This window comes from Austwickia sp. TVS 96-490-7B (assembly GCF_019331795.1).
In the GTDB taxonomy this organism is placed as follows: domain Bacteria; phylum Actinomycetota; class Actinomycetes; order Actinomycetales; family Dermatophilaceae; genus Austwickia.
Window position 1 is genome coordinate 250,191 of sequence record NZ_JAHPZL010000003.1, and the last position, 26,176, is coordinate 276,366.

Annotated in this window: 23 protein-coding genes and 1 tRNA gene; 2 read left to right on the forward strand and 22 right to left on the reverse strand. The window is 63.2% G+C overall.

Annotated elements, in window-relative coordinates:
• Positions 1 to 17 precede the first annotated feature (17 nt).
• The 8 genes from atpB to KEM60_RS03775 form a co-directional block, all read right to left on the reverse strand.
• Positions 18 to 830 carry a F0F1 ATP synthase subunit A gene (gene atpB / locus KEM60_RS03740; RefSeq protein WP_255574204.1) on the reverse strand — a complete coding sequence of 271 codons (813 nt, stop codon included), beginning with the start codon at positions 828 to 830 and terminating at the stop codon, positions 18 to 20.
• Between the two features lie 103 nt (positions 831 to 933).
• A complete protein-coding gene (locus KEM60_RS03745) occupies positions 934 to 1,182 on the reverse strand; it encodes an AtpZ/AtpI family protein (protein WP_219106161.1) in 249 nt (82 codons plus the stop codon).
• Positions 1,179 to 1,640 (reverse strand): hypothetical protein, encoded by a 462-nt coding sequence (locus KEM60_RS03750; RefSeq protein ID WP_219106162.1) that lies wholly within the window; start codon positions 1,638 to 1,640, stop codon positions 1,179 to 1,181. Before KEM60_RS03750 ends, KEM60_RS03745 begins: the two co-directional genes overlap by 4 nt.
• Before the next feature lie 111 nt (positions 1,641 to 1,751).
• Entirely contained in the window at positions 1,752 to 2,885 is a 1,134-nt protein-coding gene (locus KEM60_RS03755; RefSeq protein WP_219106163.1) for an MraY family glycosyltransferase, read from the reverse strand.
• Positions 2,886 to 3,104: 219 nt separating this feature from the next.
• A complete protein-coding gene (locus tag KEM60_RS03760) occupies positions 3,105 to 3,794 on the reverse strand; it encodes an LUD domain-containing protein (RefSeq protein ID WP_219106164.1) in 690 nt (229 codons plus the stop codon).
• A complete protein-coding gene (locus tag KEM60_RS03765; protein WP_219106165.1) occupies positions 3,791 to 5,380 on the reverse strand; it encodes a LutB/LldF family L-lactate oxidation iron-sulfur protein in 1,590 nt (529 codons plus the stop codon). The genes KEM60_RS03760 and KEM60_RS03765 overlap by 4 nt, the downstream gene beginning before the upstream one ends.
• Complete coding sequence (locus tag KEM60_RS03770; RefSeq protein WP_219106166.1) at positions 5,377 to 6,135, reverse strand: (Fe-S)-binding protein; 759 nt, start codon at positions 6,133 to 6,135, stop codon at positions 5,377 to 5,379. The genes KEM60_RS03765 and KEM60_RS03770 overlap by 4 nt, the downstream gene beginning before the upstream one ends.
• A 39-nt stretch (positions 6,136 to 6,174) precedes the next feature.
• A complete protein-coding gene (locus tag KEM60_RS03775) occupies positions 6,175 to 7,839 on the reverse strand; it encodes an L-lactate permease (RefSeq protein WP_219106167.1) in 1,665 nt (554 codons plus the stop codon).
• Between the two features lie 414 nt (positions 7,840 to 8,253).
• Between KEM60_RS03775 and KEM60_RS03780 the strand changes: the two genes are divergently transcribed.
• Entirely contained in the window at positions 8,254 to 9,048 is a 795-nt protein-coding gene (locus KEM60_RS03780; protein WP_255574205.1) for a FadR/GntR family transcriptional regulator, read from the forward strand.
• A gap of 80 nt (positions 9,049 to 9,128) precedes the next feature.
• Here the strand turns inward: KEM60_RS03780 and KEM60_RS03785 are convergent, their stop codons facing one another.
• From KEM60_RS03785 to argS, 13 genes are all read right to left on the reverse strand, one after another.
• Entirely contained in the window at positions 9,129 to 9,803 is a 675-nt protein-coding gene (locus tag KEM60_RS03785; protein WP_219106169.1) for an L-threonylcarbamoyladenylate synthase, read from the reverse strand.
• A 9-nt stretch (positions 9,804 to 9,812) separates the two neighbouring features.
• Entirely contained in the window at positions 9,813 to 10,517 is a 705-nt protein-coding gene (locus KEM60_RS03790) for a DUF2076 domain-containing protein (RefSeq protein ID WP_219106170.1), read from the reverse strand.
• Positions 10,518 to 10,635: 118 nt separating this feature from the next.
• Entirely contained in the window at positions 10,636 to 11,562 is a 927-nt protein-coding gene (gene prmC, locus KEM60_RS03795; protein WP_219106171.1) for a peptide chain release factor N(5)-glutamine methyltransferase, read from the reverse strand.
• A complete protein-coding gene (gene prfA / locus KEM60_RS03800) occupies positions 11,559 to 12,641 on the reverse strand; it encodes a peptide chain release factor 1 (RefSeq protein WP_219106566.1) in 1,083 nt (360 codons plus the stop codon). Before prfA ends, prmC begins: the two co-directional genes overlap by 4 nt.
• 87 nt (positions 12,642 to 12,728) lie before the next feature.
• Positions 12,729 to 12,944 carry a 50S ribosomal protein L31 gene (gene rpmE / locus KEM60_RS03805; protein ID WP_219106172.1) on the reverse strand — a complete coding sequence of 72 codons (216 nt, stop codon included), beginning with the start codon at positions 12,942 to 12,944 and terminating at the stop codon, positions 12,729 to 12,731.
• 95 nt (positions 12,945 to 13,039) lie between these two features.
• Complete coding sequence (locus KEM60_RS03810; RefSeq protein ID WP_219106173.1) at positions 13,040 to 15,181, reverse strand: HAMP domain-containing sensor histidine kinase; 2,142 nt, start codon at positions 15,179 to 15,181, stop codon at positions 13,040 to 13,042.
• 38 nt (positions 15,182 to 15,219) lie between these two features.
• Positions 15,220 to 15,594: a response regulator transcription factor gene (locus tag KEM60_RS03815; protein WP_219106174.1), complete on the reverse strand. Its 375-nt coding sequence runs from the start codon at positions 15,592 to 15,594 to the stop codon at positions 15,220 to 15,222.
• A gap of 213 nt (positions 15,595 to 15,807) precedes the next feature.
• On the reverse strand, positions 15,808 to 17,724 hold the full coding sequence (rho, locus tag KEM60_RS03820; RefSeq protein WP_219106567.1) for a transcription termination factor Rho: 1,917 nt from the start codon (positions 17,722 to 17,724) through the stop codon (positions 15,808 to 15,810).
• 396 nt (positions 17,725 to 18,120) lie between these two features.
• On the reverse strand, positions 18,121 to 19,158 hold the full coding sequence (gene thrB, locus KEM60_RS03825) for a homoserine kinase (RefSeq protein WP_219106175.1): 1,038 nt from the start codon (positions 19,156 to 19,158) through the stop codon (positions 18,121 to 18,123).
• Position 19,159: 1 nt separating this feature from the next.
• Entirely contained in the window at positions 19,160 to 20,266 is a 1,107-nt protein-coding gene (gene thrC / locus KEM60_RS03830; protein WP_219106176.1) for a threonine synthase, read from the reverse strand.
• A gap of 1 nt (position 20,267) precedes the next feature.
• Entirely contained in the window at positions 20,268 to 21,587 is a 1,320-nt protein-coding gene (locus KEM60_RS03835) for a homoserine dehydrogenase (RefSeq protein ID WP_255574206.1), read from the reverse strand.
• A 182-nt stretch (positions 21,588 to 21,769) separates the two neighbouring features.
• Positions 21,770 to 23,206 carry a diaminopimelate decarboxylase gene (lysA, locus tag KEM60_RS03840; RefSeq protein WP_219106568.1) on the reverse strand — a complete coding sequence of 479 codons (1,437 nt, stop codon included), beginning with the start codon at positions 23,204 to 23,206 and terminating at the stop codon, positions 21,770 to 21,772.
• Between the two features lie 14 nt (positions 23,207 to 23,220).
• On the reverse strand, positions 23,221 to 24,897 hold the full coding sequence (gene argS, locus KEM60_RS03845; protein WP_219106178.1) for an arginine--tRNA ligase: 1,677 nt from the start codon (positions 24,895 to 24,897) through the stop codon (positions 23,221 to 23,223).
• Between the two features lie 162 nt (positions 24,898 to 25,059).
• Between argS and KEM60_RS03850 the strand changes: the two genes are divergently transcribed.
• Positions 25,060 to 25,131, forward strand: a tRNA-Arg gene (locus KEM60_RS03850).
• Positions 25,132 to 25,324: 193 nt separating this feature from the next.
• On the opposite strand, the gene KEM60_RS03855 is transcribed toward KEM60_RS03850, so the two are convergent.
• Positions 25,325 to 25,549, reverse strand: coding sequence for a hypothetical protein (locus KEM60_RS03855; RefSeq protein WP_219106179.1), 225 nt, complete (start codon positions 25,547 to 25,549; stop codon positions 25,325 to 25,327).
• Between the last annotated feature and the right edge of the window lie 627 nt (positions 25,550 to 26,176).

Below are 26,176 nucleotides of genomic sequence, written 5' to 3' on the forward strand. Positions count from 1 at the left end.
CAGAAGAAGTCTGGGAATCAGTGCTCATCCGCAAGAGAAGAGCCGATGTAGCTGGCAGCCAACAGCGCAAAGACATAAGCCTGCAGGAATTGCACCAGCATTTCGAAGAGCGTCATCAGGACAGCCATCATGTACGAGGCGACGCCAGCAAGTTTCAGCAGCCCCTCACCATGTAGCAGCAAGAACTCGCCGCCGAGCACAAAGAGGACCAACACCATGTGGCCAGCCATCATGTTGCCGAAGAGACGCAGTGTCAGAGTCAGCGGACGAACCAGGAAGTTAGAGACGAACTCCAACACGAAGATGACCGGCTTAATCCACCAGGGGAGCCCAGCGGGGAGAAGCGTCCCAAAGTAGCCAGCCACACCATGCTTACGCACACCCGCAAAGTGGTAGGTGACATAAACAATAGCCACCAAACCGATGGGGAAGCCGATCCGAGCCATCGGCGGGTTCTGGAAAAATGGGATAACACCCATGAAGTTGTTCAACGCGATGAAAGTGAACAAAGCGAAGATCAACGGCATGAACCGCCGGAAATCATGACTACCGATCATGTCCTTCGCAATGTCGTTACGCACGAAGTTATAGACCGTTTCAAACAGGTGCTGACGACGAGTGGGCACCACCGCTGCCCCTTTGAGGGACCACAGCATCCAGGCCACCAGAATCACAAAGGTGGCTGTCATCACCAGCATGGGCCGAGTCACGGTGAGTACGCCGCTCCCCCAGAGTGGCTGGTAGAACTCGCTGGGCTCTGGTGGGGTAAACGAGCCTCCATCCGTGATCAACAGGCCGGCCATGGGGGTGGTCATGGCGCTCGCGCTCACTGCTTCTCCTTGGAGGGGGTGCGTGGGCCGCGTCCGCGAAGGACCCGGCTAGTGGAGGACGGGAAGTGCTTACGGCAGCATCGCCGCTGGCGGGTCGTCACCGTCATGCTTCACCGTACCGGAGCCAGATGACGTAAATGCTCATCGCGATCCCGGTAAGCGAACCGATGGCGACAAGGAAGTTGGTGCCCAGCCAGGCGTCCAGCCCCCATCCGATACCTCCCAAGACCAGGGGCCCAGACATGAGGTAGGACAGGATCGTGGTGGCATCATCAGCAACCGGGCGGGTTACAGCTTCGAAATGACCATCTGAGGTGGGGATGGGCGCATGCCCCGTCGAATGAACGTTCACGAGCTCACCCCTTCGGCAGTGACAGCGGCGGGCATGCCACCGTCGTAAATCAGTTGTCTGGTCTGCGTGACTGCCCAGACCTGAGAGGCCTGCCAGGCGATGGTCGCCCCAAAAGCTCCCCACGCCAACCAAGAACCCCGCAACCAGGATGCTGACGCAACGAGCTCATACAGCCAGAACAGTGCGGAGATCTGCAGCCCGTAGACCAGGAATGCCCCGGCCATCATCGTCGGAGTCGCCACATGCTGCAGCAACATCTGCAGGCAGGATGCCCCCAACGCGAAAAAGGCCGTCGCCACCAGGACCCCGACTGCGCCGCTGAGCGCCGACTCCTCGTCACCCATCGCGACACCCACCGCACCGACCACGACGAGTAACACCGCTGATGCGACTGATCCCCAGATCATCATCGCGACAAAGACCGATCGCTCACCTCGGCGACGGCAAGCGCGCATCATGGGTATGGGAGTCCTCACTGACGGGAATACGGGTCGAAGTCATCCTGCCACAGGCAGGTTGGCCACCGGCATACTGGTTGCCTCTTCGCGGGGAAAGGTTTGTGAAAGCTATCACAAGCGTCTGCTCTCCAGCCACTTCGGCAACCGACCGGTCAGCCAGAGAGCGGCAAGGATAGCCACTCCTATCGTGAGCAGCGGAATCGGTCCTTGGACGTAGGCCAAGGAGACCGCACCGAAAGCGATGATCGCTGCCCATAAGTACAGCATCAAGACTGCCCCAGGGTGACTGTGACCAATTCGCAACATTTGGTGCTGTAAATGCTGGGCGTCGGGAGACCATGGGCTCTGTCCGCGCCGGGTACGGCGGATCACAGCGAGCGTCATGTCGAGCAACGGGATCATCATGACCGCCAACGGCAACACAATCGGAAGGTAGGTCGCTAGCTGGGCATTCCCTTCGACTTCCACAGCAGGATCGACGTTGCCGACAAAGGCGATGGTCGATGCTGCGAGCAGAAGCCCGAGGAGAAGCGCGCCGGCGTCTCCCATGAATAGTCGTGCGGGGTGGAAGTTGTGCGGGAGGAAACCGACGCAGCATCCCAACGTCGCGGCGGAGACAAATGTGGCGGTGGAGAAGACGTTGGGAGGGTTATAGGAGTGCGAGAGCCCATAGACGTAGATGAAGAACGCGAGGGCGGCGATCCCGACGATCCCAGCGGCGAGACCATCAAGCCCGTCGATGAAGTTGACGGCGTTGGTGGTGACCAGCACGATCACCACGGTGACGACCATGAGCACCGGCGCGGGCAGGACGGTGACTCCCAGAATGGGTAAGGAGAGGAGTTGCACGCCCGAGTAGGCCATGGCCCCGGCAGCGATGATTTGGCCGGCGAGTTTGGTCAACCAGTCCATCTCGCGTAGGTCATCGATCGCCCCGACCAGGGTGACGATGACCGCGCCCACCACGATGCCGCGGATCTCGGTCCCGCCACCGGAGGGTCCACAGAATCCGGCTTCGCTACGGATCAGGCAATGCAGGTGGGGAAGCCGTCCACCGACTGCTACTGCTGTCAAAAATCCAATCAGGATCGCGACCCCACCGAGCCGCGGGATAGGCGTGCTGTGCACGTCCCGGTCCCGCACCGGGGTGATCGCACCGATCCTGATGGCCAGCCTTCGGACCATCGGCGTCGCGGCATAGGTTGCCGCGAGCGCGACGGCAAAGACGAGGATGTACTCCCGCACGCTCCTCCGCCCTTCACCATGGGTTATTCACTGCAACGCGTCCCCACTCTAGGTGCCTTTGTCTAGTGCTGTTGACAGGGCCTGGTCGGGACGCACAGCAGCGGGATGTGTCGCCCGCCACAGGTGACACATCCCGCCGCTGATCGGGGTCATTCCTTCCCGGCCCGCATGCTCCGTCGCGAGCTGGGATCGCCAGGGAAGGAGACCCCTTCCTGCAGGTCAGCCCTCCTGCAGGATGACCCAAAGGGTGCGCGGACCGTGCACACCCTCAACTCGGGACAACTCGATGTCGCTGGTCGCGCTCGGTCCACTGATCCAGGTGGCCGGGCGTCCCTCACGCAACGCTGCTCCCAGTCGTCCCACGGCTTCGGGGATGTCGGAGACGACCTGTTCGGAGCGGACAACGCAGATGTGCATGTCAGGCACCAGAGACAAGGCCCTGCGGCCTTGGTCGGGTCCGTGGTCCAGCATGATCGTGCCGGTTTCTGCCACGCCCACAGCCGCAGCGGTCACCACGGCACCGATTCGGTCTAGTTCGGTTTGGGTGAGCAGTGGCTCGTCACGCAGGACGGCTGCTCCGGTGCCCCGCACTGCGGCGCACCAGCGGGCGTCGAGACCTCCAGGCAGGACCACCGAGCGGATACCGGATTCCACGAGAGCTTCCGCGATGCATCCGGGGACCCCAGCGGCGTCCGTGCGGACGACTCGGGCCTTGTAGTCCTCGACCCGCTCAACGAAACGCTCTAGGACATCCGGCATGGCGGTGGGCTGGTGGTAGGTCCAGTCCACCGGGACGTCAAGAGCGGGGTCGCTCTCGTGAACGTCACGCAGTGCGGTCCGAATCCGTCCGAGGATGATGTCTTTGGCTTCGCCTGCCGGTCGGGGTGCCGCCGTGGGAGAGCTGCTCATCGTCCTTCCCTCTCTGCCTGTGTCGACGTGGAGTCCTGTTCAGACTGTCCACGTTCACGTTTCCACCATGACCGGAATGATTCCTGCGGAGGCAGGGGTACGTCGCGCGCGTTGGTCCAGGCCGACAGCGGGTACGGCATCGGCCCGATGTGTGAGAAGCCCTTGCCGAAGAACTTCCCGCCCATCACCTGGCCGCTGAGAGCGACGCTGGAGGTCGCTGCGGACCAGCGTTTGGAGTCAGACATCATCCAGGCTGCGGCCTTCATGATGGCTGGTTCGGCGTGAGGGTGGGTGACCCGGTGCATCAGGCCCGCCTCGTTGGCTTCGGCCTTCTTCGCCTCGACGACCTTGTTGCGCATGTGGACGAGCAGGTCCGGGATGGGGATCCGGACTGGGCAGACGTCGAAGCAGGCTCCGCAAAGGGTGGAAGCGAAGGGCAGCGACTTGTCCACCGCGCTGGCGGTCCCACGCAGTTGAGGCGTCAGGATCGCACCGATGGGTCCGGGGTAGACCGAGCCGTAAGCGTGGCCACCGACTTTTTCATACACCGGGCAGGTGTTGATGCAGGCGGAGCAGCGGATGCAGCGGAGAGCGGCGCGGCCATCGACGTCGCTGAGCACCCGGGTGCGGCCATTGTCGATGAGGACGACGTGCATCTCCTGAGGTCCGTCGCCGTCGGTCGGGCCGGTCCACATGGAGGTGTAGGGGTTCATCCGTTCGCCGGTGGAGCTGCGCGGCAACAGCTGCAGGAAGACCTCGAGGTCGTCGAGCGTGGGCAGGACTTTCTCGATGCCAACGACGCTGATCAGCGTCTCAGGGAGGGTGAGGCACATCCGGCCATTACCCTCAGATTCCACCACACCCAAGGTGCCGGTCTCGGCCACCGCGAAGTTGGCGCCGGAGATGGCCACCTTGGCGCGCAGGAACTTCTCGCGCAGGTGGAGTCGGGCAGCGCCGGCGAGCTGCGGGGGCTCGGCGGGGAGGTCAGCAGGAGCAGCTTTACCGTAGCGGCCCATCTCCTCCAGGAAGATCTCACGGACCTCGGCGCGGTTCCGGTGGATGGCGGGTACCAGGATGTGGCTGGGACGGTCATGTCCGAGCTGGACGATCAGCTCAGCCAGGTCTGTCTCCCAGGCAGCAATTCCGGCTTCTTCCAGGGCCTCGTTCATGTCGATTTCCTGGGTGGCCATCGACTTGACCTTGACGACTTCAGCGTCGGCGTCCGGGACTTCGTGGCGAGCCAGCGCTCCCTTGACCAGGCCGATGATGATCTCGTTGGCCTCGGCTGCGTCTCGGGCCCAGTGGACCGTCGTACCAGCCTGAGTCAGGGACTCCTCCAGTTGGAGGAGGTAGGAGTCAAGGTGGCGGAGGGTACGGTTCTTGATCGCTTCTCCGGCCAGCCGCAGCTCTTCCCAGTTCTCCAATTCGGAGACGACGCGGCTGCGCTTGGTCCGGATGGTGGTCATGGCATGGTGCAGGTTGCCACGCTGGACGGGGTTGCCCAGTTCGCGACGGGCCGCGACCGGGAACCGGGGCGAGTCAATCAGGTCGCCGGGGGGCGGGGCAGGGGTACGGCGAGTGCTCATGACGCCATCTCCTCCGTGTGAGCGAGGATCTCCATGAGGTGGATTGGGGTGATGCCAGCGTTCTGACGTCCAAGGACGCCGGAGATGTTTAGCAGGCACAGGTTGTCGCCGGTCACCAGGTACTCAGCCCCGGTGGACGCCACGTGCCGGGCCTTGTCGGAAGCCATCGCGACCGAGATATCCGGGTTCTTCATCGAGAACGTGCCACCGAAACCGCAGCACCGGTCGGCGTCTGGCAGATCGAGGAGGGTGAGCCCACGCACCGCGTTGAGCAGGCGATAGGGCTTGTCTCCCACCTTGGCAACTCGGGTGGAGTGGCAGGTCGGGTGATAGGTGACCTTGTGCGGGAAGTAGGCGCCCACATCCTCGACACCGAGGACGTCAACGATGAACTCGCTCACATCAAAGGTCCGCTGGGTGATCTCGGCGACCTCGCGCTGCAGGCCGGTGTCACCGGAGTGTTCGGCGAGCATCGGGTGCTGGTCGCGCACCGATCCGATGCAAGACCCTGACGGGGCGACGATGTAGTCGTAACCACCGAAGCTTTCGACGAAGTTGCGTACCACCGGCACCGTCTCGTCGAAGTAGCCAGTGTTGGTGAAGGGCTGACCGCAGCAGGTCTGCTTCTCGGGGAAGACGACCTCGCAGCCCAACCGCTCCAGAACGGTCAATGTCGCTTTCGGCGTCCCGGGGAACATAGCGTCCCCGGAACATGTAGCGAATAGTGCGACCCTTTTACCTTGCCCAGGTTTCATACCAGAGACTCCTTGCTCGAAACCACTGAGAGGACTGATCTACGGGAGGACCCAGGCCAGGACCGGGGTCGACATCAGTCCAGAGATCACGCAGAGCAGCGCCAACAGGACGAAGCTCCAAGCGATGACCTTGCGCAGGATCGCGGACTCGGCACCGGCCAGCCCCATGGCGGTCGAGGCGATGGCCAGACTCTGCGGAGAGATCATCTTGCCAACGACACCACCGGCGGCGTTCGAACCGACCAGGAGTGCCTTGTGTCCGATTTGGTCGCCCACTCCGGCTTGAAGCCCGGAGAAGAGGATGTTGGCGCTGGTGTCGGACCCGGTGACATAAACCCCGATCCAGCCCAGGATCGGCGCCAGGAAGGGATAGATCGCACCGGCACCGGCGATCCACATGCCCAGCGCGAGGGTCTGACCGGAGTCACCCATGACATAGGCCAGGGCGACAACTGAACCGATCGTCAGCATCGTGAACTTCATCTTCTTGACGTTGTTCCACAGCTCGACGAACAGGTCCTTCATGGAGACCTTGTAAATAACAGCCACCAGGATTGCCACGATCGCCAGCAACAAGCCAGGAGTGGAGGCCCAGGCGAAGGTGTAGTTCTGGTGGGACGCGGCCTTGCCAGCGGAGTCCATCAGCTGACCAGACAGTCCAGGCCACGGAATTTTGATGTCCGTGCTCTTGGCCGCGGCAGCGACTGGAGCCAGGTTGGCGATGCCGAACACCGCGATGACCAGGATGTAGGGAACGACCGCCATGAAGATGCGGTTGCCGGTCAGGGCTTCTTTAGCTTCGACCGGGGCCGGAACGTATTCACCCTCAAGGGAAGGAACAACAGGACGTCCGACGCGCGGGACGGCTTCGGAGGAACCCTTGGGGTGCCATACCCGAGTGAAAGCAATAGCCACACCCACGGAGACGACAGCGGCAAAAATCTCGGTGAGGTTGTACAGCGCGGAAGAAGACACGATCCACTTGGTGACACCGAAGGTGAAACCGATCACCAAGCCGAAGGGCCAACACTCCACCAAGCCCTTCTTCCCGTCCATCAGGGCGAGCAGCAGGAACGGAATGACCAGGCAGAGCGCGGCAGTGATGCGACCGGTGATGGGGGCGATCTCCAGGACATCCATGTTGGCGGTTTTGGCGGCCATGAGGACCGGCAGCCCCACGGCACCGAAAGCAACGGGGACCGTGTTGGCCAACAGTGCGGTGATGGCGGCTCGCATCTTGGAGAAACCGACTGCGATCAACATGACCGTCACGATCGCTACCGGAGCGCCGAATCCGGCGAGAGCCTCCAAGAGACCACCGAAGCAGAAGGAGATCAGGATTCCCAGGACACGGGGGTCATCACTGATGAGGAAGAAGGTCTGCCGCAGATCGTCGAATCGTCCGGAGATCACCGTGACCTGATACATCCAGATCGCGGTGAGCAAGATCCACACGATCGGGAAGATTCCGTAGACGAATCCCTGCGCGCTGGTGGCGGCGACCATGGCGACTGGCATCTTGTACGCCGCGACAGCGGCGATACAGGCCAAAGACCAGGAGAAAAGACCTGCATAGTGAGCACGCCACCGCAGGCCACCAAGGGTGACGAGCATCGCGATGATCGGGATCATGGCCACGAGCGCGGAGAGCACTTGGCTACCCATTGGGTTGCTATTCGGCTGGAAGCCGGCGAGGACAGTCATGAGAACTCCGTTGTTCCAACACTCCCACGGGCAGGCACAGCTTTCCCGCACCGCTTGGTCTGACCATCAGAGAGTAGAACCTTTTTGCGATATGTGCCATTCCTTCGCCAGGGTCTGGACAGCTCACGGGGAGGTCGGCTGCACCACTCTGGTCCCGCCATGGTCATCAACGCTCCCTCGGAAAAAGTCAGGGCAGTCGCCCGGTCTCTGCCCGACTCTCAGTCCACCGTGCGGGCAACTCGGTGTCGACTCCCGGCCCACTGTGTGAGCGCCCTTGGCGCACAGCTGCCCTGGTCCTTGCCGGGGATGACCATCAGAGATCAGGATCCTCAGTGGGTCCAGGGTCCCCCCGTGCCACCGAGATTGCTTCCGACCAGGCATGATGGGGGCAGTATCGGTCAGGAGGACATAGACGTGAACGACGAGCCGGCTTTTCCGGCGTCATTCGACTCCACCCCTGGGGACACCGCACCTCCCTCATGGCGCCCGGTGCCTCGACACCGGGCGTACCAACAGGTTGTCGCCCAGATCGAGGAGCAGATCCTGCACGGCAAGCTCGCGGTGGGTGATCGTCTCCCTCCCGAACGCGACCTGGCCGCCATGCTCGGGGTCTCGCGAGCAGCAGTCCGGGAGGCCATCCGCACTCTAGAAGCTCAGGGAGTGCTCCATGCTGCCGTGGGCGTCGGCCCAGACGGCGGGACCACCATCTGCGCCATGCCTAGCCAGGCCCTGTCGCGGATGCTTCGTCTGCATGTGGCGTTGTCTAATTTTCCAGCCCAGGATGTCATCGAAGCCCGAGTGATGCTGGAGCGGTGGAGTGCCCGGTTGGCCGCTCGAGCTGCTCCAAGTGAGGAAGTCGCCCGGCTACGTCGACTGGTTGACCAGATGGATGATCCGGGATTGGATCGACCTACTTTTAACGACTACGACACTGAGTTCCATGTCACTGTCGCTCAAGCTGGCGGCAACGTCCTGCTCGCTGACATGACGACCGCGATCCGGGAGTCGATGCGCCTGCCCATTTTGGAGTCCTTCCGGGCGATGCCCGACTGGGAGACCTTTGTCGGTGATCTCCGTGCTGGCCATCGGCGAATTCAGGAGGCCATTGCCCGCGGTGAAGAGGAGGTCGCGGCGGATGCGGTCGAAGAACACATTCGGTTTGCCTTCTCTGCCCTTCGATGGGGCGAACCCCAGCCAGAGGAGAGGTAGCGCGCTGCCGTCGCCCCGGGGACATCGGGCATGGCGACCTGGATGTCGCTGATGGGAACGGGAAAGGCGATGCTGACGCGTCATTCCGTCCCTGGATTTCCTGCGACTCCTTCGGTCGGGGTGCCCGGACCAGCGGCGATACGACGTACGTCGGCTTCACTGACACCGCCGTGCCGCAGCAGGACCGGTTCTGCGCCAGTGCAGTCGACGATGGTCGAGGCTTGGCCTTGTGCTGACGGCCCAGCATCGAGATAGACGTCGACAGCCGCCCCCAACATGGTCGCAGCATCCAAAACGGTCGTCGCAGCAGGCTGTCCATGCAGGTTGGCGCTAGTGACAGCCATGGGGCCGGTCTGGCGGAGCAAGTCCAACGCAATCGGCTCGTCGGGCATCCGGACTCCCACGGTGCCATTGGTCTCCCCCAGGTCCCACATCAATGACCGCTGCGCCTTCAGGATCAGGGTGAGCGGGCCGGGCCAGCATGCATCCATGAGGTGGCGGGCGTACTCAGGGATGTCGGTAGCCAACCCATCAACGGTGCGGGCATCTGCGACGAGCACCGGGGGCGGAACCTCCCGCCCCCGGTGCTTCGCTGCCTGCAAAGCGGCCACCGCTTCCGGATTGAAGGCATCAACACCAACGCCATACACCGTGTCAGTCGGAAGGACTACGATGCCGCCTTCTTGCACTGCCTGGACCGCCCGGGCCACCCCTTCGGCACGGTTCTGGGCACTGGTGACATCGATGACCGGCATGGCCCGATCCTAGAAGATGTCGTCTAAGCCGAAGTCATCCAGTCCGACGTCCCCGAAGCTGTCCGGCAACATCGCCTCGGCCTGCCCGCTGTCAATGAATTCACCGAGTTCACCGATGCCCTGCATCAAACCATGTCCCACGGCCACGCCCACGGCAGCACCAGCCACGGAAGCCAGCAGGACCTTACCCATCCCCATGCCGGCACCTCCGCCGCCTGGGGCGGAGCCCAACATCTGCTGCATCGTGCCAGGTTGGCGCATCTCGGCGCGCGTCGCGGCCCGGGCCAGTGCTTCCGGGCTGTCATTCGCTGGTGCTTCAGCCGGGTTGCCCTGCGTCAGCCTGGCCAGAACCTCCTTGCGTTGTTCCGGAGTGAGCTTCGCGAACGCTTCAGCGTGCACTTTCTCAATCTGGTCTGGCGGCGCAGTGCGCAGCAGGTATTGGTATCGCTCCACGGCTTGCTTGTCCTGGTCCGCTTGAGAGAGCGGGGCGCCGTGAGGTGGCATTCCCGCCGCGGGGGCTCCCGCTGGCGCTGGCTGTCCTGACGGGGGCATGCCGTACTGCGGGGGTGCTGGTGGGGCCATGCCGTAGGCACCGGGCGCCTGCGCAGCGGTCCCCTGGTGACCTGGGGAGGGCGCACCAAACTGACCGGAAGGCGGCATCTGGCCTGGCGCCGAGTCCTGCTGACGGCCGAAGAGTCGATCGAGGAATCCCATCACAAACCTTTCGTCGCACGTGGTGCGGCTCAGTGGTGCACCTGTGCACCGCTTGTGGGGGGCAACGGCATTCGCTGCGGGTTGGTTCCCCGTCGGCTCGACATCTGATCAGCGGCACTCACCTCGCGGTGAAACGCTCCTCGGAGCGGATGGCTCGGGTCACTCGAGGCCGACCCGTCACGTCGGGCTCATCCTGCACGGAGGACCACCAGCCCTGGCTGTCAATCATCGTCGGCAGGCTCTCCCCCTGGCTGTCAGCATGCTCCATCACCAACAATCCACCAGGACGCAGCAGCGCCGCCGCTCGCGATGCCATCCGAGCTGGCACCGCCAGCCCGTCTGCACTCTGCCCATATAGCGCCATGTCAGGGTCATGCTCACGGACCTCAGGATCGCGCGGAATCGCCCCATTCGGGATGTACGGCGGGTTGCACGTGACGAGGTCAACCGCGCCGTTGAGCGCGACGAGGTCAGCGAGCAGCGGATCAGCGGCATCCCCGTGGACCAGGTGCATCGCAGCGCCGAGCCGTGCCACATTTTGTCGGGCATACGCCATGGCGTGTTCTGACAGTTCCACCGCGGTCATGTGAACTCCATGGGACCGATAGGCCACTACCTCGTCGACAATCGCCAGAGCTACCGCGGCGGATCCGGTGCACAGATCGACCGCCACCGCAGGACGTCCTGGCGCAGTGGTGTCCTGCCCGAGATAGTCCAAGGCGAGCTGAACGAGGGTTTCAGTTTCTGGTCGCGGAACAAACACACCGGGACCAACAGACAATTCGATATGGCGGAACGGCGCGACCCCGGTCAGATGCTGCAAGGGCACCCGATCGGCTCGACGCTGCACCAGCTCGGCGTACCCGTCCGGCATAGGCGCCCCCAGCACCGCACGGCGGCGTACCTCCCCCCACGAGACACCCCACAGGTGCGCCGCGAGCGCGACTGCGTCGGCCTGCGGACTAGGGACGCCAGCCTGGCTGAGTTGGGCGGTGGCGATGCGTAAGGCCCCAGCGAGATCGGCTCGCGGGTAGCTCTGGGTCATGCGCCCTCCGTCAGATGCGCCAGCCGCGCCGCCTCGTCCGCATCGACTGCCGATTGCACCACGGCATCCAAATCACCATCCAGGACCGTGTCCAGGTTGTAAGCCTTGAAACCGGTGCGGTGGTCAGCGATGCGGTTTTCTGGAAAGTTGTATGTGCGGATGCGTTCGCTTCGGTCCACGGTTCGGACTTGGCTACGACGGGCATCGGCAGCGGCGGCCTCAGCTGCGTCCACCTGAAGCTGGTGCAACCGTGCCCGCAGGACCCGCATCGCGGACTCCTTGTTTTGCAGCTGTGATTTCTCGTTTTGACAGCTGACGACGAGCCCAGTCGGCACGTGGGTGATCCGGACAGCAGAGTCGGTGGTGTTGACACTCTGGCCGCCGGGGCCGGACGAACGGTAAACGTCGATGCGCAGGTCCGCTGGCGCGATCTCCACCTCTTCAGGATCATCAATATCCGGCATGACCAGCACCCCGGCCGCTGAGGTATGAATGCGACCTTGGCTTTCGGTGACCGGCACTCGTTGGACTCGGTGGACACCGCCCTCGTATTTCAATCGTGCCCACGGAGCGTCGCCCGGTGCAGGCACCCCTTTCGCCGCGATGGACAGGCGAGCGTCTTTGTACCCCCCCAGGTCGGATTCGGTGACATCCAAGAGGTGGGTCGCCCAGCCGCGCCGTTCGGCGTATCGCAGATACATTCGCAGCAGGTCGGCCGCGAACAGCGCGGACTCCTCACCGCCCTCTCCGGCTTTGACCTCGAGGATCACATCGCGGTCGTCATCGGGGTCGCGGGGGATCAACAGTCTGCGTAACCGTTCCCGGGCTTCGGCCAGTCGAGCAGCCAAGACTGGTACCTCAGCGGCGAATGACTCGTCTTCTACGGCGAGTTCCTGAGCGGTAGCGAGATCGTCTGTGGTGGCTCGCACCTCTTCGTAGACCCGAACTGTGGGCGCCAACGCGGCGTACCGCTTGTTGAGTTTGCGCACCAACCCCTGGTCTGCGAAGACCGCCGGATCAGCCAGCTGCTCCTCGACCTGGACATATTCCGCGACCAGTGCTGCTGCGGACTCCAGCATGACGACCCTCCGACGATGTTCGACGACCTCACATGCACCGACGCCGACCACTCCCGCGATCGGGATGGTCGGCGTCGTCACGGCACCTTACTTGGCGGCCTTCTTGCCGTAGCGGGCCTCGAAACGGGCCACGCGGCCACCGGTGTCGAGGATCTTCTGCTTGCCGGTGTAGAAGGGGTGGCACTGGCTGCATACGTCGGCGTTGATCACGCCACTCTTGGAGGTGCTACGCGTGCTGAAGGTGCTGCCGCAGGTGCACGTCACCGTGGTCACCCCGTACTCGGGGTGGATGTCTTTTTGCATGATCTCTCCTGGGTGTGAAAAACCGACCGGGTCGTGACACTGGATGAACCCACGTGAACCGGTGGCCGACGTACCAGTCTAGCGGGTACAGATCGTTAGGACGGAGCCGGGAAGACCAGCGGCAACTCCACAGTCACTGTCGTCCCCACGTCCTGCACTGAATGGATGGTGACCGCGCCGCCATGAGCTTCCACGATGCCTTTGGCCACGACCAATCCCAAACCCGCCCCCGGGACCTGCGCTCGCGTGGCATTGCTCGCGCGGAAGAACCGGGTGAACAGCCGGGACTGCTCATGATCAGGAATGCCAATTCCCTCATCCACACAGACCACCCGGACTCGTTCCGACTCAGGGGAAGGCACTGTGCGCACCCGCACTCGTCGCCCTCGCCCGGTGAACTTCACCGCATTGGACACGATATTGGACACTGCGCGGGTCAGTTGTCCTCGATCTGCCATGACTTGAGCCCCGGCGTCAGCGGACACCTCAAAACACACCCCGCGCATCTCTGCGACCGCCGCCACATCGTCACCGACCTTCATCACCAGCGCATCAAGGTCCACTGCTTCAATCTGGGTGTCAGAATCACGCATCCGGTTGATGAGCAGTAAGTCTTCGATGAGTCCGCGCAATCGGGTGACATTACGGTCGATGATGCCCAACATTTGCCGCTGTTCCTCAGCCAGCGACCCCACATCCTCGTCTGCGATCAGTTCCAGATATCCAGCGATCGACGTCAACGGAGTTCGCAGCTCATGAGACACAGTCGAGAGGAACTCGTCTTTCTGCCGATCCAACTCCTCCAACCGCGTCATCTGTTCGGACCGGGCATGTGCCACTTCTTCAGCTTCCGCACCTCGAGCGAGCTCAGCGGTGATGAACTGCACAAAGCCGGTTTCCACCTCAGACCAGGTACGACGCCCCGTGCGGAAGCGCGCTGTCATCACCCCGCGGGGCACCTCCCCCACCCCGAACGGGGCGACTAAGACAGCCCCACCGACTGCGGGATCCTGTCCCTGCCGTATCAAGGCCTGAAACAATGCTGACGGCTGATCCAGAGCCGTCACATCGGGAATCGCCAAACACCGCTCGCCTTTCCACAGCTGACGCACCTCACGGCGGACCAACTGAGCGGCTTCTTCAGAGACGGAATACCGCTGGCTGCCCTGGCCGGCCTTCCAGCCAAAACCACCCCGCTCTCCCCCGGCTACTCCGTGAATCATCAGCAGGCAGCAGTCGTCACTACCCAGCGCTGTGCCCACCGCATCGAGGGAGAGCTCGACGGCGGATTCCAGATCAGGGGCATCCTGAATACGTCGTCCCGTTTCTCTTGCCACCTGCGCCAATTTCAAGGCATACGTCTGGCCATCGAGGAGCGTGTGGTGGGATGACGTCAGCGCATTGAGCCCCACCGCGAGCTCTCGGACCTCACGAGCCCCCCGGTCTTCATCCGCCCAGACGTCACGGCTGCCGCTGCTCTGCCGCAGACAGGTGTCCCGCAGGCGAGCCAACGGGACAGTCAGATCGCGCATCGACCACCACCCCAGCAAAGCCGCGGCCAATAGCGCCGCCACAGTGGAGATGAGGACCTGACGTTGAGTCGCGCGAATGGTGTCACGCAAAGCATCCGCCAACGAGTCGCGCTGTTCCAGTAGCGCTCTGGACAGCGCTGCATTCGCCTCATCAACATCGGCAAATAAGGCGTCTCCCCGCATCAACAGCAGCGGGGTGATGTCGTAGGTGAGCTTGGCTGACGCAGCGTACGCCCACCAGGCCATCACTGCCTGTCGTTGCCTATCGCGCAGCCTGGTGAGCTCAGCAGTGCTCACCGAGCCGACCCCGTCCGCTGCCGCAAGCAGGGAATCCAGCCGGTCCAGATGATCCTGGTACGACGTCAAAGCAGTTTCGTACCGTTCCAAGAACACTGCGGGGCTTCCCGCTGGTTCAAGTTTCTCGCGTTCGGTGAGTTTGGCGATCAAGTATCCGCGCAGTGCGGACTGGCCGGACACCATGGTGTTCTTCAACTCGCGGTTGGAGTCCAATGCTGGCGCGACGACATGGGTGTCCTGCTCAGCTCGACCAAGCGAGTCCCGCAGCCCCACCAGCGCCACCATTCCACCGACCATCACCAAGATCGAGGTGAGCACCGTCAGCATCGTCAATCGGGAACGTACTGACTTTCCATCCATCCGTGCCCACCATCGGGCAGGCCAGGTCATCCACCGCGGGCTAGGCATCGTCTCTGTGGGGTTCCTCAAAGACGAGGTCTGTCCACTCATCGGGTGAGGACCGCCACCACTCGTTGGACCAGCTCACGGGGACTGAAGGGTTTGACCAGATAGTCGCTGGCCCCGTTGGCGTAGCCCTCCTCCCTGTCGACGTCCCGGCTGCGTGCCGTCAGCAGGATCACCGGGATGTCTTTGGTGCGGTCGTCTTCACGGACCCGACGTAGGACGTCGATCCCGGTCAGGCCGGGCATCATGACGTCAAGAACCGCCACATCAGGGGGTTGCCGTTGCAGCTCCGCCCAGGCGGTCTCGCCGTCCGGAACTGCCCGCACCTGATACCCGGACTGGGTGAGTTTAAACGTGACCAGATCCCGGATGTCAGTGTCGTCGTCAGCGACCAAGATCGACACAGCTCCGGTCATGACAGACCCACTCCCCCGTGGACGAGGCGTCGTCGACGTTCTCGTCGGCGCCGCAGTGGCATCGGGCGCAGGATGGGTGCCCGTCGACGTCACCCGAGGACGCCATCACTCCACTAGTCGACCGGGGTCAGCGGCATCTGAGCCGCCCATCCGGCCAGGCCCGTGGCCGACCCACCACATCAGGTAGATCAGCCACGGGTCGGCCAGTCAGCGTCAGTCCTCGTCGTCCAGTTTGATGCTGCTGTTGCGCTGCACCATCATCAAGAACTCAGCGTTGTGCTTGGTCTTCTTCATCTGGGCGACCAACAGCTCCAGAGCAGCCTGGGGCTCCAATGCCGAGAGGATCCGGCGCAGCTTCCACATGAGCTTGAGTTCCTCAGTGCTCATGAGGATCTCCTCGCGTCGCGTCCCCGAGGGGTTGACGTCGACGGCAGGGAAGATACGACGGTCGGCGAGTTGACGGCTCAGCCGCAACTCCATGTTGCCGGTGCCCTTGAACTCTTCGAAGATGACCTCGTCCATCTTTGACCCGGTCTCCACCAATGCGGTGGCCAGGATCGTCAACGAACCGCCGTTCTCGATGTTGCGGGCAGCACCGAAGAATCGTTTCGGCGGGTATAGCGCACTGGAGTCCACACCGCCAGAGAGGATGCGGCCGCTGGCAGGTGCGGCCAGGTTGTAGGCCCGGCCCAGGCGGGTGATCGAGTCGAGGAGCACGACCACGTCATGCCCCAACTCGACGAGACGCTTGGCCCGTTCGATGGCGAGCTCGGCGACGGTGGTGTGGTCGTCTGCAGGGCGGTCGAAGGTGGAGGCGATGACCTCACCCTTGACTGTCCGCTGCATGTCGGTCACTTCTTCGGGGCGTTCGTCGACCAGGACAACCATGAGATGCGCCTCAGGGTTGTTTTTGGTGATCGCATTGGCGATGGCCTGCAGGATCAGCGTCTTGCCCGCCTTGGGCGGGGAAACGATCAGACCGCGCTGCCCCTTACCGATCGGGCTGACCAGGTCGATGATCCGGGTGGTGTAGATGTTGGGCTCAGTCTCCAGACGCAACCGCTCCTGCGGGTACAGCGGCGTGAGCTTGTTGAACTCGACCCTCCCGCGGGAGGCGTCTGGGGTGCCACCGTTGACGGTGTCCAACCGCACCAGAGCGTTGAACTTCTGACGTGCGGGGAGCTGCTCGCCCTCCCGCAATGCCTTGACCGCACCGGTGACGGCGTCACCCTTCCGCAGCCCATGCCGTTTGACGATGCCCAGCGGCACATACACGTCATTGGGTCCGGGGAGGTAGCCGCTGGTACGAACAAATGCATAGTTGTCGAGCACATCGAGGATGCCCGCGATCGGCACCAGCACGTCGTCCTCCGTGAACGACTCCATCTGGTCGCTGTACTCCTCACCCAGGCCACGGCCGCCACGACGCTTGCGGTCCCGACTGCGCTGACGGTTACGGCGGCGACCGCCACGTCCGTCCTCATCATCATCACGGGGGCGACGCGTGTCGCCCTGGCGCCCTGGCACCCCGCTCTGTCCGCTATCGCTCCCGACACGGCGATCACGGTCCCGGTCACGATCACGGCCACTCTCGCCGTATCCCTCGGAACGCTCAGTGCGAGATCCCTCGCCTTGGCGGTAGTCACGCTGCCGGTCCCGACGAGAACGACGACGTGCCTGACCGTCCTCGGTGTCCTCCGAGCGAGAAGTCCGGTCTCCCCGCTCGACCGCGACAGCCGACGTCGGCGCCGCTTCATGGTTGGCCACCGCAGGTGCGGAGATTTCCTCGATGACAGGCTCCTCACGACGTTCAGGTGCTGCGGCCGGAGCCGTCACCCGACGGGAACGACGCGTACGCGTCGATGACACACCAGTGGCGGATGATTCCCCCACTGTCTCACTCTGCGGTGCAACGGAATCCGCTGCGCGAGACAGCGATTCCTCGGGTTGCGGGGCCTGCGGCCGCTCAGCCGCCACGGTCGGCTCCACCGCCGCAGGAGTGCGAGACGCACCCTGGCTGGAACCAGCCTGCCGTTCCTTGATCGCCTGGATCAGATCACCCTTGCGCATCCCGGAGGTCGCAGGGAGACCCATGCTCTGCGCGAGACTCTGGAGCTCGGCCAGCCGCATCGTGGTGAGGCCACGGCGCTTCGGCGCGTCCCCAGATTGGATGGTCGGCTCGAAGGTGTCAGTCACGAAGGTCCTTCCCTCGTCGTACGGGCCCGGACAGGACCGGACCAGGGATTCTCGGCGAGAGGATCAACTGAGCCGTCAGCGCCGAGGGGGGTGTGCCGCCCGATCCCACGCAGGCGTGGAACCGGCCGCGAGCGTGAGACATCCGGGAAAAGGATGGCGGCGGTGCAAACGGGGGTGACGGTCGGCAGTGGGATTTCAGATCGACCACTGGCAACGGCTGCTCCTGCGTGCCGTCACGCCCCGGAGACTCAACTCGGAACGGCCTTCACGCACCCCATGAAGCACCTTGAATGTAGCACGTCCACGCCGCAGATCCGACCTCGTCACCGGCTACGGCGCCCCCAATACTCCAGCGCTAGACGACGACAGCTCAGCGGAACGACCCGACACCGCTGTCACTCGCACCCCTTGTGTCGGCACATCGGGGGCGAGTACCGACCATCGCACCGGTCCTGGCTGAGCCACCCTGCGCGCGTGCGCGATCACTGCGTCAACGTTCTCACGCACCGTCAACACCAGCACCGACGGCCCCGCCCCGGAGATCACTGCGGCGTATCCATCGGCCCGCAGCGCATCAACCATCGCCATCGAAGCCGGGTAGGCCACTCGCCGCTGCTCCTGGTGCAACCAATCCCTTGTCGCTGACCAGAGCCACTCCGGCCGCCTCGAGATGGCCTCCACCAGCAAGGCAGCCCGCCCCGCCGTCGCTGCCGCGTCAGCCAGGTCCACCTGATCCGGCAGAGCTGCCCGCGCCGCAGCCGTAGACAACTCGATCTGCGGCACACACACCACCGGCACCACCCTGGGGTGCACGGGCAGCGATAGCGTCCGCACCCCGGGCAGGACGCCGCCCGCAAGCCCCGCTTCCTCCGACCATGACAAGGTCATCCCGCCGTACACGCTCGCCGAACTGTTATCCGGATGGCCTTCGAGATGCGCAGCGAGCTCGTTAATGCGGTCACGATCTACCGGGATAGATCCGTCAGCGGCCGGGAGCGTCCCTTCGGACAGTGCCGCCACTGCGAACGCAGCAGCGACCCCCGCCACCGCAGCGGTCGCCGAACTACCCATGCCCCGGCTGTGCGGCACCCTATTCAGACAACGCAGCAGCAAGCCCGATGGCACCGTGTGGCCCGTCTCTTGCCAGCCACGCACCAAGCACCTATAGACCAGATGGCGAGCATCTCGCGGAACCTGGTCCGCTCCCTCACCAGTGACCTCAATCACCAGGTCGTCCCCGGTCAGGCTGACCTCGTATTCGTCCCACACCCCCAGGGCCAAACCGAAGGCATCGAATCCCGGCCCCAAGTTCGCGCTACTCGCCGGGACAGCGACGCGCACCGCCGTACCTGCCGCGAGAACACTCATTTCAGGAGTCCAAGCCCAGTGCGCGCGCCGCACCGACGAGGTCCACCCCCACCCGCACGGGAGCAACCTCTATCCCGTCTGTGCCCTGCAACGCCCAACCAGGGTCCTTCAAGCCGTGACCGGTCACCGTGCAGACCACTGTCGCTCCGGCTGGGACCCGGCCCGCAGCGGACATCTTCAACAAACCCGCCACGCTTGCCGCAGACGCCGGCTCCACGAAAACGCCCTCTGTCGCGGACAACACCCGATGAGCCGCCAAGATCTCGTCATCCGTGACCGCGTCGATCAACCCCCCAGATTCGTCGCGAGCATCGACCGCCTGCTGCCAACTTGCTGGATGACCGATCCGAATAGCCGTGGCGATGGTCTCCGGCTCGTCGATCGGGTGTCCGGCCACGATGGGCGCGGCACCGGCCGCTTGAAAACCCCACATCTGTGGGCGCTGCGTCGCCGGACCACCGGTCGCAGCTGAACCTGAAGCACCCGGGGTCCCCTCGACGTACTCCCGGTAGCCGCGCCAATACGCGGTGATATTGCCGGCGTTGCCCACCGGCAAGCAGTGGATATCTGGAGCGTCGCCTAAGGCGTCGACCACCTCAAAACTTGCGGTCTTCTGCCCTTCAATCCGCGCCGGGTTGACCGAATTCACCAGCTCCACCGGGTATGCGTCGGCGAGCTTGCGAGCCATCGTCAGGCAGTCGTCGAAGTTACCGTCGACCTGGATCAAGGTCGCGCCGTGGGCAATGGCCTGGGACAACTTGCCCATCGCAATCTTTCCCGCCGGGACCAACACTCCGCAGGCCATCCCCGCACGGGTCGCATACGCCGCCGCCGAAGCGCTGGTGTTGCCGGTGGACGCGCAGATCACGGCTTGCGCTCCCGCAGCTGCAGCCATCGACATCGCCGTGGTCATCCCACGATCTTTGAATGAACCGGTCGGGTTGAGTCCCTCATACTTCACCAGGACGCGAGCCCCGACCTGTTCGGAGAGTCGAGGTGCCGCAATCAACGGCGTCCCTCCCTCATGCAGCGTCACCACCGGCGCGCCGGCCAGCATCGGCAACCGCTCGGCGTACTCCGCGATCACACCACGCCACTGGTGAGCCATGTCACTCCCCTTCCACCCGCATGACGCTGAGCACGCCACGCACACTGTCGGATTCGATCAGGTCATCCACCGTCGCGGACAGGTCGGCATCTCGAGCTTGATGGGTCACCAGGACCAACTGCGCGCTGCACGGTCCGCCATCCCCGGCGCATTCCTGGCGCACCTGTTGGATCGACACCCCGTGTCCAGCAAAGACCGAGGCGATCTGCGCCAGCACTCCCGGGCGGTCCTCCACGTCCAGGCTGACGTAATACCGGGTCCGGGATTCCCCCATCGGCAACACCGGTAGATCTGCATACGCCGACTCACGGGCCCCTAAACCGCCACCCACGCGGTGGCGGGCCACTGCCACCAGGTCACCCAGGACCGCCGAAGCTGTCGGGTCGCCACCAGCACCTGGACCATAAAACATTAATTGACCAGCTGCTTTGGCCTGCACAAAGACCGCATTGAAAGCGTCCCCCACCCCAGCCAGTGGATGTCGACGCGGCACCATCGCCGGATGCACCCGCACGCTGACCCCTTCAACACCGGCTGCATCCACTGCGCGTTCACAAATCGCCAGGAGTTTCACCACGCATCCCATCGCCTCAGCAGCGGCGACATCAGCGGCGGTGACCTCGGTGATCCCTTCTCGGTGGACGTCTTTGCTGCTGACTCGGGTATGGAAAGCCAGCGAAGCCAAAATCGCGGCTTTCGCGGCAGCGTCAAACCCTTCCACATCGGCAGTGGGGTCTGCTTCCGCATAACCCAATGCCTGCGCCTGCTGGACGGCTTCGGCGAACCCAGCACCAGTGGTGGTCATCTTGTCCAGCACATAGTTGGTGGTGCCGTTGACGATTCCTAGCACCTGGGAGACATCGTCACCAGCCAGGGAGTCACGCAACGGACGGAGCAGGGGAATAGCCCCGGCGACTGCTGCCTCGTAATACAGGTCGACACCATGTCGTTGCGCAGCGGCATACAAGGTCGGGCCGTCTTCAGCGAGTAACGCTTTATTAGCGGTGACCACCGCGGCACCATGTTCCATGGCCCGCAGAATCAAACTGCGGGCTGGTTCGATGCCCCCTACGACTTCAATGACGATGTCCGCACGGGTCACCAGGTCCATCGCGTCGGTGGTGAAAAGCTCGGCTGGCAGCCCGGTCTCGCTGCGGTCTCGTCCCAGACGCCGTACGGCGACACCCACGATCGCTAAAGGCCGCCCGACACGGGCAGCGAGATCTTCGGCACTGGCGGTCAAGAGGCGGGCCACCGACGTACCGACCACGCCACACCCCAGAAGGGCGACGCGCAGTGGAGCGGCAGGATTGTCACTCAACGGATCTCTCCTTCGTCCACGGTCTGGCCAGATCATGACGCGAAGATGACTCCGCCCATGCCCCCTGATCACCTACTGTGCCGCCCGACCAGGACCTGGGAGCAGCCCGTCCCGCATCCCGGGACAGGCTGCCTCCTGGGTCGCGCCACTCATGGTGCACCGGTGACCACCGGGGCTCACCGTCAGGCGTCGACGTCCAACGCCAGGATGTCGTCGACCGTTTCCCGACGCACAATGACCCTGGCCTGCGCCTCGCCTGCCGCATCAGAACGCACCGCCACCACTGGTGGCCGTGGCACGTGGTTGTACTGACTAGACAGCGCCCGGCAGTAGGCGCCCGTGCCGGGTACGGCGAGCAGGTCACCAGGGCGGACATCAGCTGGCAGGTATTCGTCCATGACGACGATATCCCCGCTCTCGCAGTGTTTCCCTACGACGCGGGAGATCATCGGCGCAGCGTCACTGCGTCGGTTGGCGAGAGTGACCGAGTAGTCCGCGCCGTAGAGGGCGGTCCGGGCGTTGTCGCTCATTCCCCCGTCGACGGAGACGTAGGCTCGCTGAGAACCGCCGTCGAGGTGCACCTGCTTGACGGTCCCAACTTCATACAGGGTGAAGGCTGCCGGACCGGCGATAGCTCGTCCTGGTTCGATGGACACGGCAGGGACGTCGATACCTTCACGCTGACATTCGGCGACGACGATCCGCGCCAATCGTTCGCCCAGCTCAGCTGGGGTCAATGGGGTGTTTTCGCTGGTGTAGGCGATACCAAAACCGCCGCCCAGGTCAATTTCGGGCATCTGGTGCCCCAGCTGCCGGGCCACGAGCGCGTGGAGGGCGACGACGCGTCGAGCGGCGACTTCGAAGCCGGCGGTGTCGAAGATTTGCGACCCGATGTGGCTATGCAGCCCGCGCAAATCGAGTTCCGGACGTGCCAGCACTGCAGCGATCGCTGCTTCTGCCTGGCCACCAGCGATGGAGAACCCAAACTTTTGGTCCTCGTGTGCGGTCGCGATGAATTCGTGGGTATGCGCTTCCACACCGACGGTGACTCGCAACATCACTGGCGCGACAGCTCCGAGTCGAGCGGCCACGTCGGCGACGCGACTGATCTCGTCGAAACTGTCCATCACGATGCGGCCGACACCATATTCCAGAGCAGCGTGGATTTCCGCTTCGGACTTGTTGTTGCCGTGCATCTCGATCCGCGCCGCCGGGAAACCGACTCGCTGGGCGACGGCGAGTTCCCCACCGGAGCAGACGTCCAGTCCGAGCCCTTCTTCGTCAACCCATCGGGCGACTTGGGTGCAGAGGAACGCTTTCCCCGCGTAATAGACGGACAAGCCGCCGTACGCCGCGAAAGGCGCTCCGAAATCCCGCACAAAAGCGCGGGCCCGTCCGCGGAAATCATCCTCGTCCAGGATGTACGCCGGGGTACCGAACTCCTGAGCGATCTGAGTGACCGGGATCCCACCGATCGTCAGCACCCCGTCACTGTCCTTAGCGACCCCAGCGGGCCACAGCGCTGGCAACAAGGTGTTGACGTCAGCGGGATGTGGCAGCCATTGCGGGGCCGCGCCATATCCATCGGAGTGCAGCGCGCCCGCTTCGTGGGGTCTCAGGGTGCGGCCCGTCATCAGAGCTGCTCGGGCGCAGACACGCCGAGCAGGTCAAGCCCGTTGGCCAGCACCTGACGGGTGGCGTCGTTGAGCCACAGCCGGGTGCGGTGCAGGTCGGTGACCTCTTCAGCGACACCATCGGTCAGTGCGGGACGGACTCGGCACTCGTCGTACCACTTGTGATATTTCGCCGCGAGGTCCTCCAGGTATCTGGCCACCCGGTGCGGTTCCCGCAGTGCAGCTGCCTGAGCCAGCACCCGCGGGTAGTCACCGAGGATCGCCAACAGCGCTGATTCGGTCTCGTGGGTGAGCAGCTGCGGAGCGAAACCATCCTCACGGTGGACCCCGTCCCCAGCCGCCAAGCGAGCCACATTGCACGTCCGGGCGTGGGCATACTGCACATAAAACACGGGGTTGTCGTTACTGCGCTGCACCAGCAGGTCTAGGTCGATGTCGATGTTGGAGTCCATCGAATACCTGGCGATCGAATAACGGGCTGCGTCAACACCCACCGCCTCGACGAGATCCTCCATCACCACGCCTGTCCCGGCACGTTTGCTCATGCGCACCGGCTGCCCGTCTTTCACGAGGTTCACCATCTGCCCGATCAAGATAACCAGGTTCTGCCACGGAGTGTCGCCATACGCAGCGCACATCGCCATCATCCGAGCGACGTACCCATGATGATCGGCACCGAGGATCAAGATCTCGATGTCGTGACCGCGTTCTTTTTTGTCCAAGTAATATGCGATGTCACCAGCGAAGTAGGCGGCATTGCCGTCGGACTTGACGACCACTCGATCTTTATCATCACCGAACTGGCTAGTTTTCAGCCATAGCGCGCCGTCCCGCTCTTCCATATGGCCGCGCTCGCTCAACTTCGCGATGGCGCGCTCAACTGCGCCGCTCTCGTGCAGCTCGTTCTCGTGGAAGTAGACGTCGAAATCGACTCCGAAGTTATGCAAGCTCTGCTTGATCTGGCCGAACATCATCGACACACCGCGGGAACGGAAAATTTCCTGTGCCTCATCATCGGGCCGCTGCAGAACGTCAGGTTCCTGGGCGACAACAGCTGCCGCGATGTCGCTGATGTACCCGCCTGCGTAGCCGTCTTCAGGCGCTTCTTCACCCTTGGCTGCCGCCATCAGGCTCTGAGCGAACCGATCAATCTGAGCGCCGTGGTCATTAAAGTAATACTCCCGCGTCACGCTGGCCCCCGCGGCTTCCAGGACTCGCGCCAAAGCGTCACCCACGGCCGCCCAACGCGTGCCGCCGAGGTGGATCGGCCCGGTGGGATTAGCCGAGACGAACTCCAGATTGACCTTGTGCCCGGCGAGGGCGTCGCCACGACCGAACGCATGTCCCGCAGTGACGATGGCACGAGCGAGCTCACCGGCACTGGCGGCATCCAAGGTGATGTTGAGGAAGCCTGGACCGGCGACATCAACCTTGGCCACGCCCGTGGCGTTGGACAGTCGAGCAGCCAGAGCCAGAGCGAAATCGCGCGGGTTTTGCCCGGCCTTCTTAGCCAGCTGGAGGGCAACATTGGTGGACCAGTCCCCGTGGTCCCTGTTCTTCGGTCGCTCCACTCGGACGGCGTCGGGCACAGCCTCGACCGCGAGGGTGATCTCGCCGGCGACGACCGCGTCGCGCAGACAGGAAGCGATGACAGAAGCAAGCTCTTCGGGGGTCACCCCCCGCATTGTACGGACCTGCCAGGCAAACCGCGGCACAGACCCATACCGTGAGAACAGCGTCACTGTCAGCCGTCACCCAGGCGGTTCACGCTCATCGTGTCAGTGCTGGTAGTGTCTACTTCTGCACCAACCACACATCGTGTGGACCTGGTTGCGCCTGCCCCCGTAGCTCAGGGGATAGAGCACCGCCCTCCGGAGGCGGGAGCGTAGGTTCGAATCCTACCGGGGGCGCAATCAAGACCCGACATCATCGTCGGGTCTTTTTCCATGTCGTCGCGCTCCGTATTACGCCGGCAGCATTCACCTCACTTGATGGCTGAAGCATCAACTTTGTCCTACCTCGAGGAACAACCTCACCGGATTCTGAGCACCGGTGACAGCTGACAGGTGTGCGGTGTTCTTTCCCACCATGCCCGAAACCTCACTAGTACACCGTCCAACAAAACCCCATCTCCCGTTCTCCCCCGGCTGAGTAGACGGAAACCAAGAGCCGATGGTATTTGCCGGAGTAGTGGGCCATGGTTACTGCTGTGCCTTGAACTGGGCGGTTGCCGGGGAGGACGACGGTGCCCTTGATCGAGATGACTCGTCGATCATCAGCTGCTTGTTCTAGGGGGATGCCAGTGAAGGGCAGGGCTTCGTCGATCACGGGGAGTGTCCTGTGGTCCGCTCGAGGAGCTCGCCGAGTACGTCGGGGTCAAGTCCTGCTGCACAACTGGTACCGCATCGGTCGCTTTCCTGACAGACTTGAGTCTGTCAATCCAATGATCTCAAAGCGGCCGATGTTTTTATATATGTACATGGTGATAGGTGTGTGTCGATTTTGCCCAGGACGCAGGGCGCGGGCCGCTAACACCTCATGAATAACACCCTTACTTCCAATGAATTTGACACAATCCGAAGAAGGGAGGCGATTCTGGACTTCAGTTGGTCCACGAATCACTCACAATGAAAGTTATGATCAACTTCGCCCTAGGGTCAATTTTTGGTTTTCTTCTGTCTTTTGCGGTGATCCTTGGATCCGCTTTTATGGTCATGATCGTACGGAAAGAAGTTACGATTCCTGGCCTTGTCCATGCGTGAGATGGCGCCATGACAGACTGGGATGTGGCTGTTAATTTCGTCCCCAATGGAACCGGCATGATCGCGATTAGCCTCTTAGGGCGTTATTCACGAGGCGTTTCCAGGTCATTCTTGGCTACCAGCCAAGTCGATAGAGCTCGAGTCGGGTAATGACGGCAATGATATCGGGGAGTTCGGTGAGTCTGCCTCGATA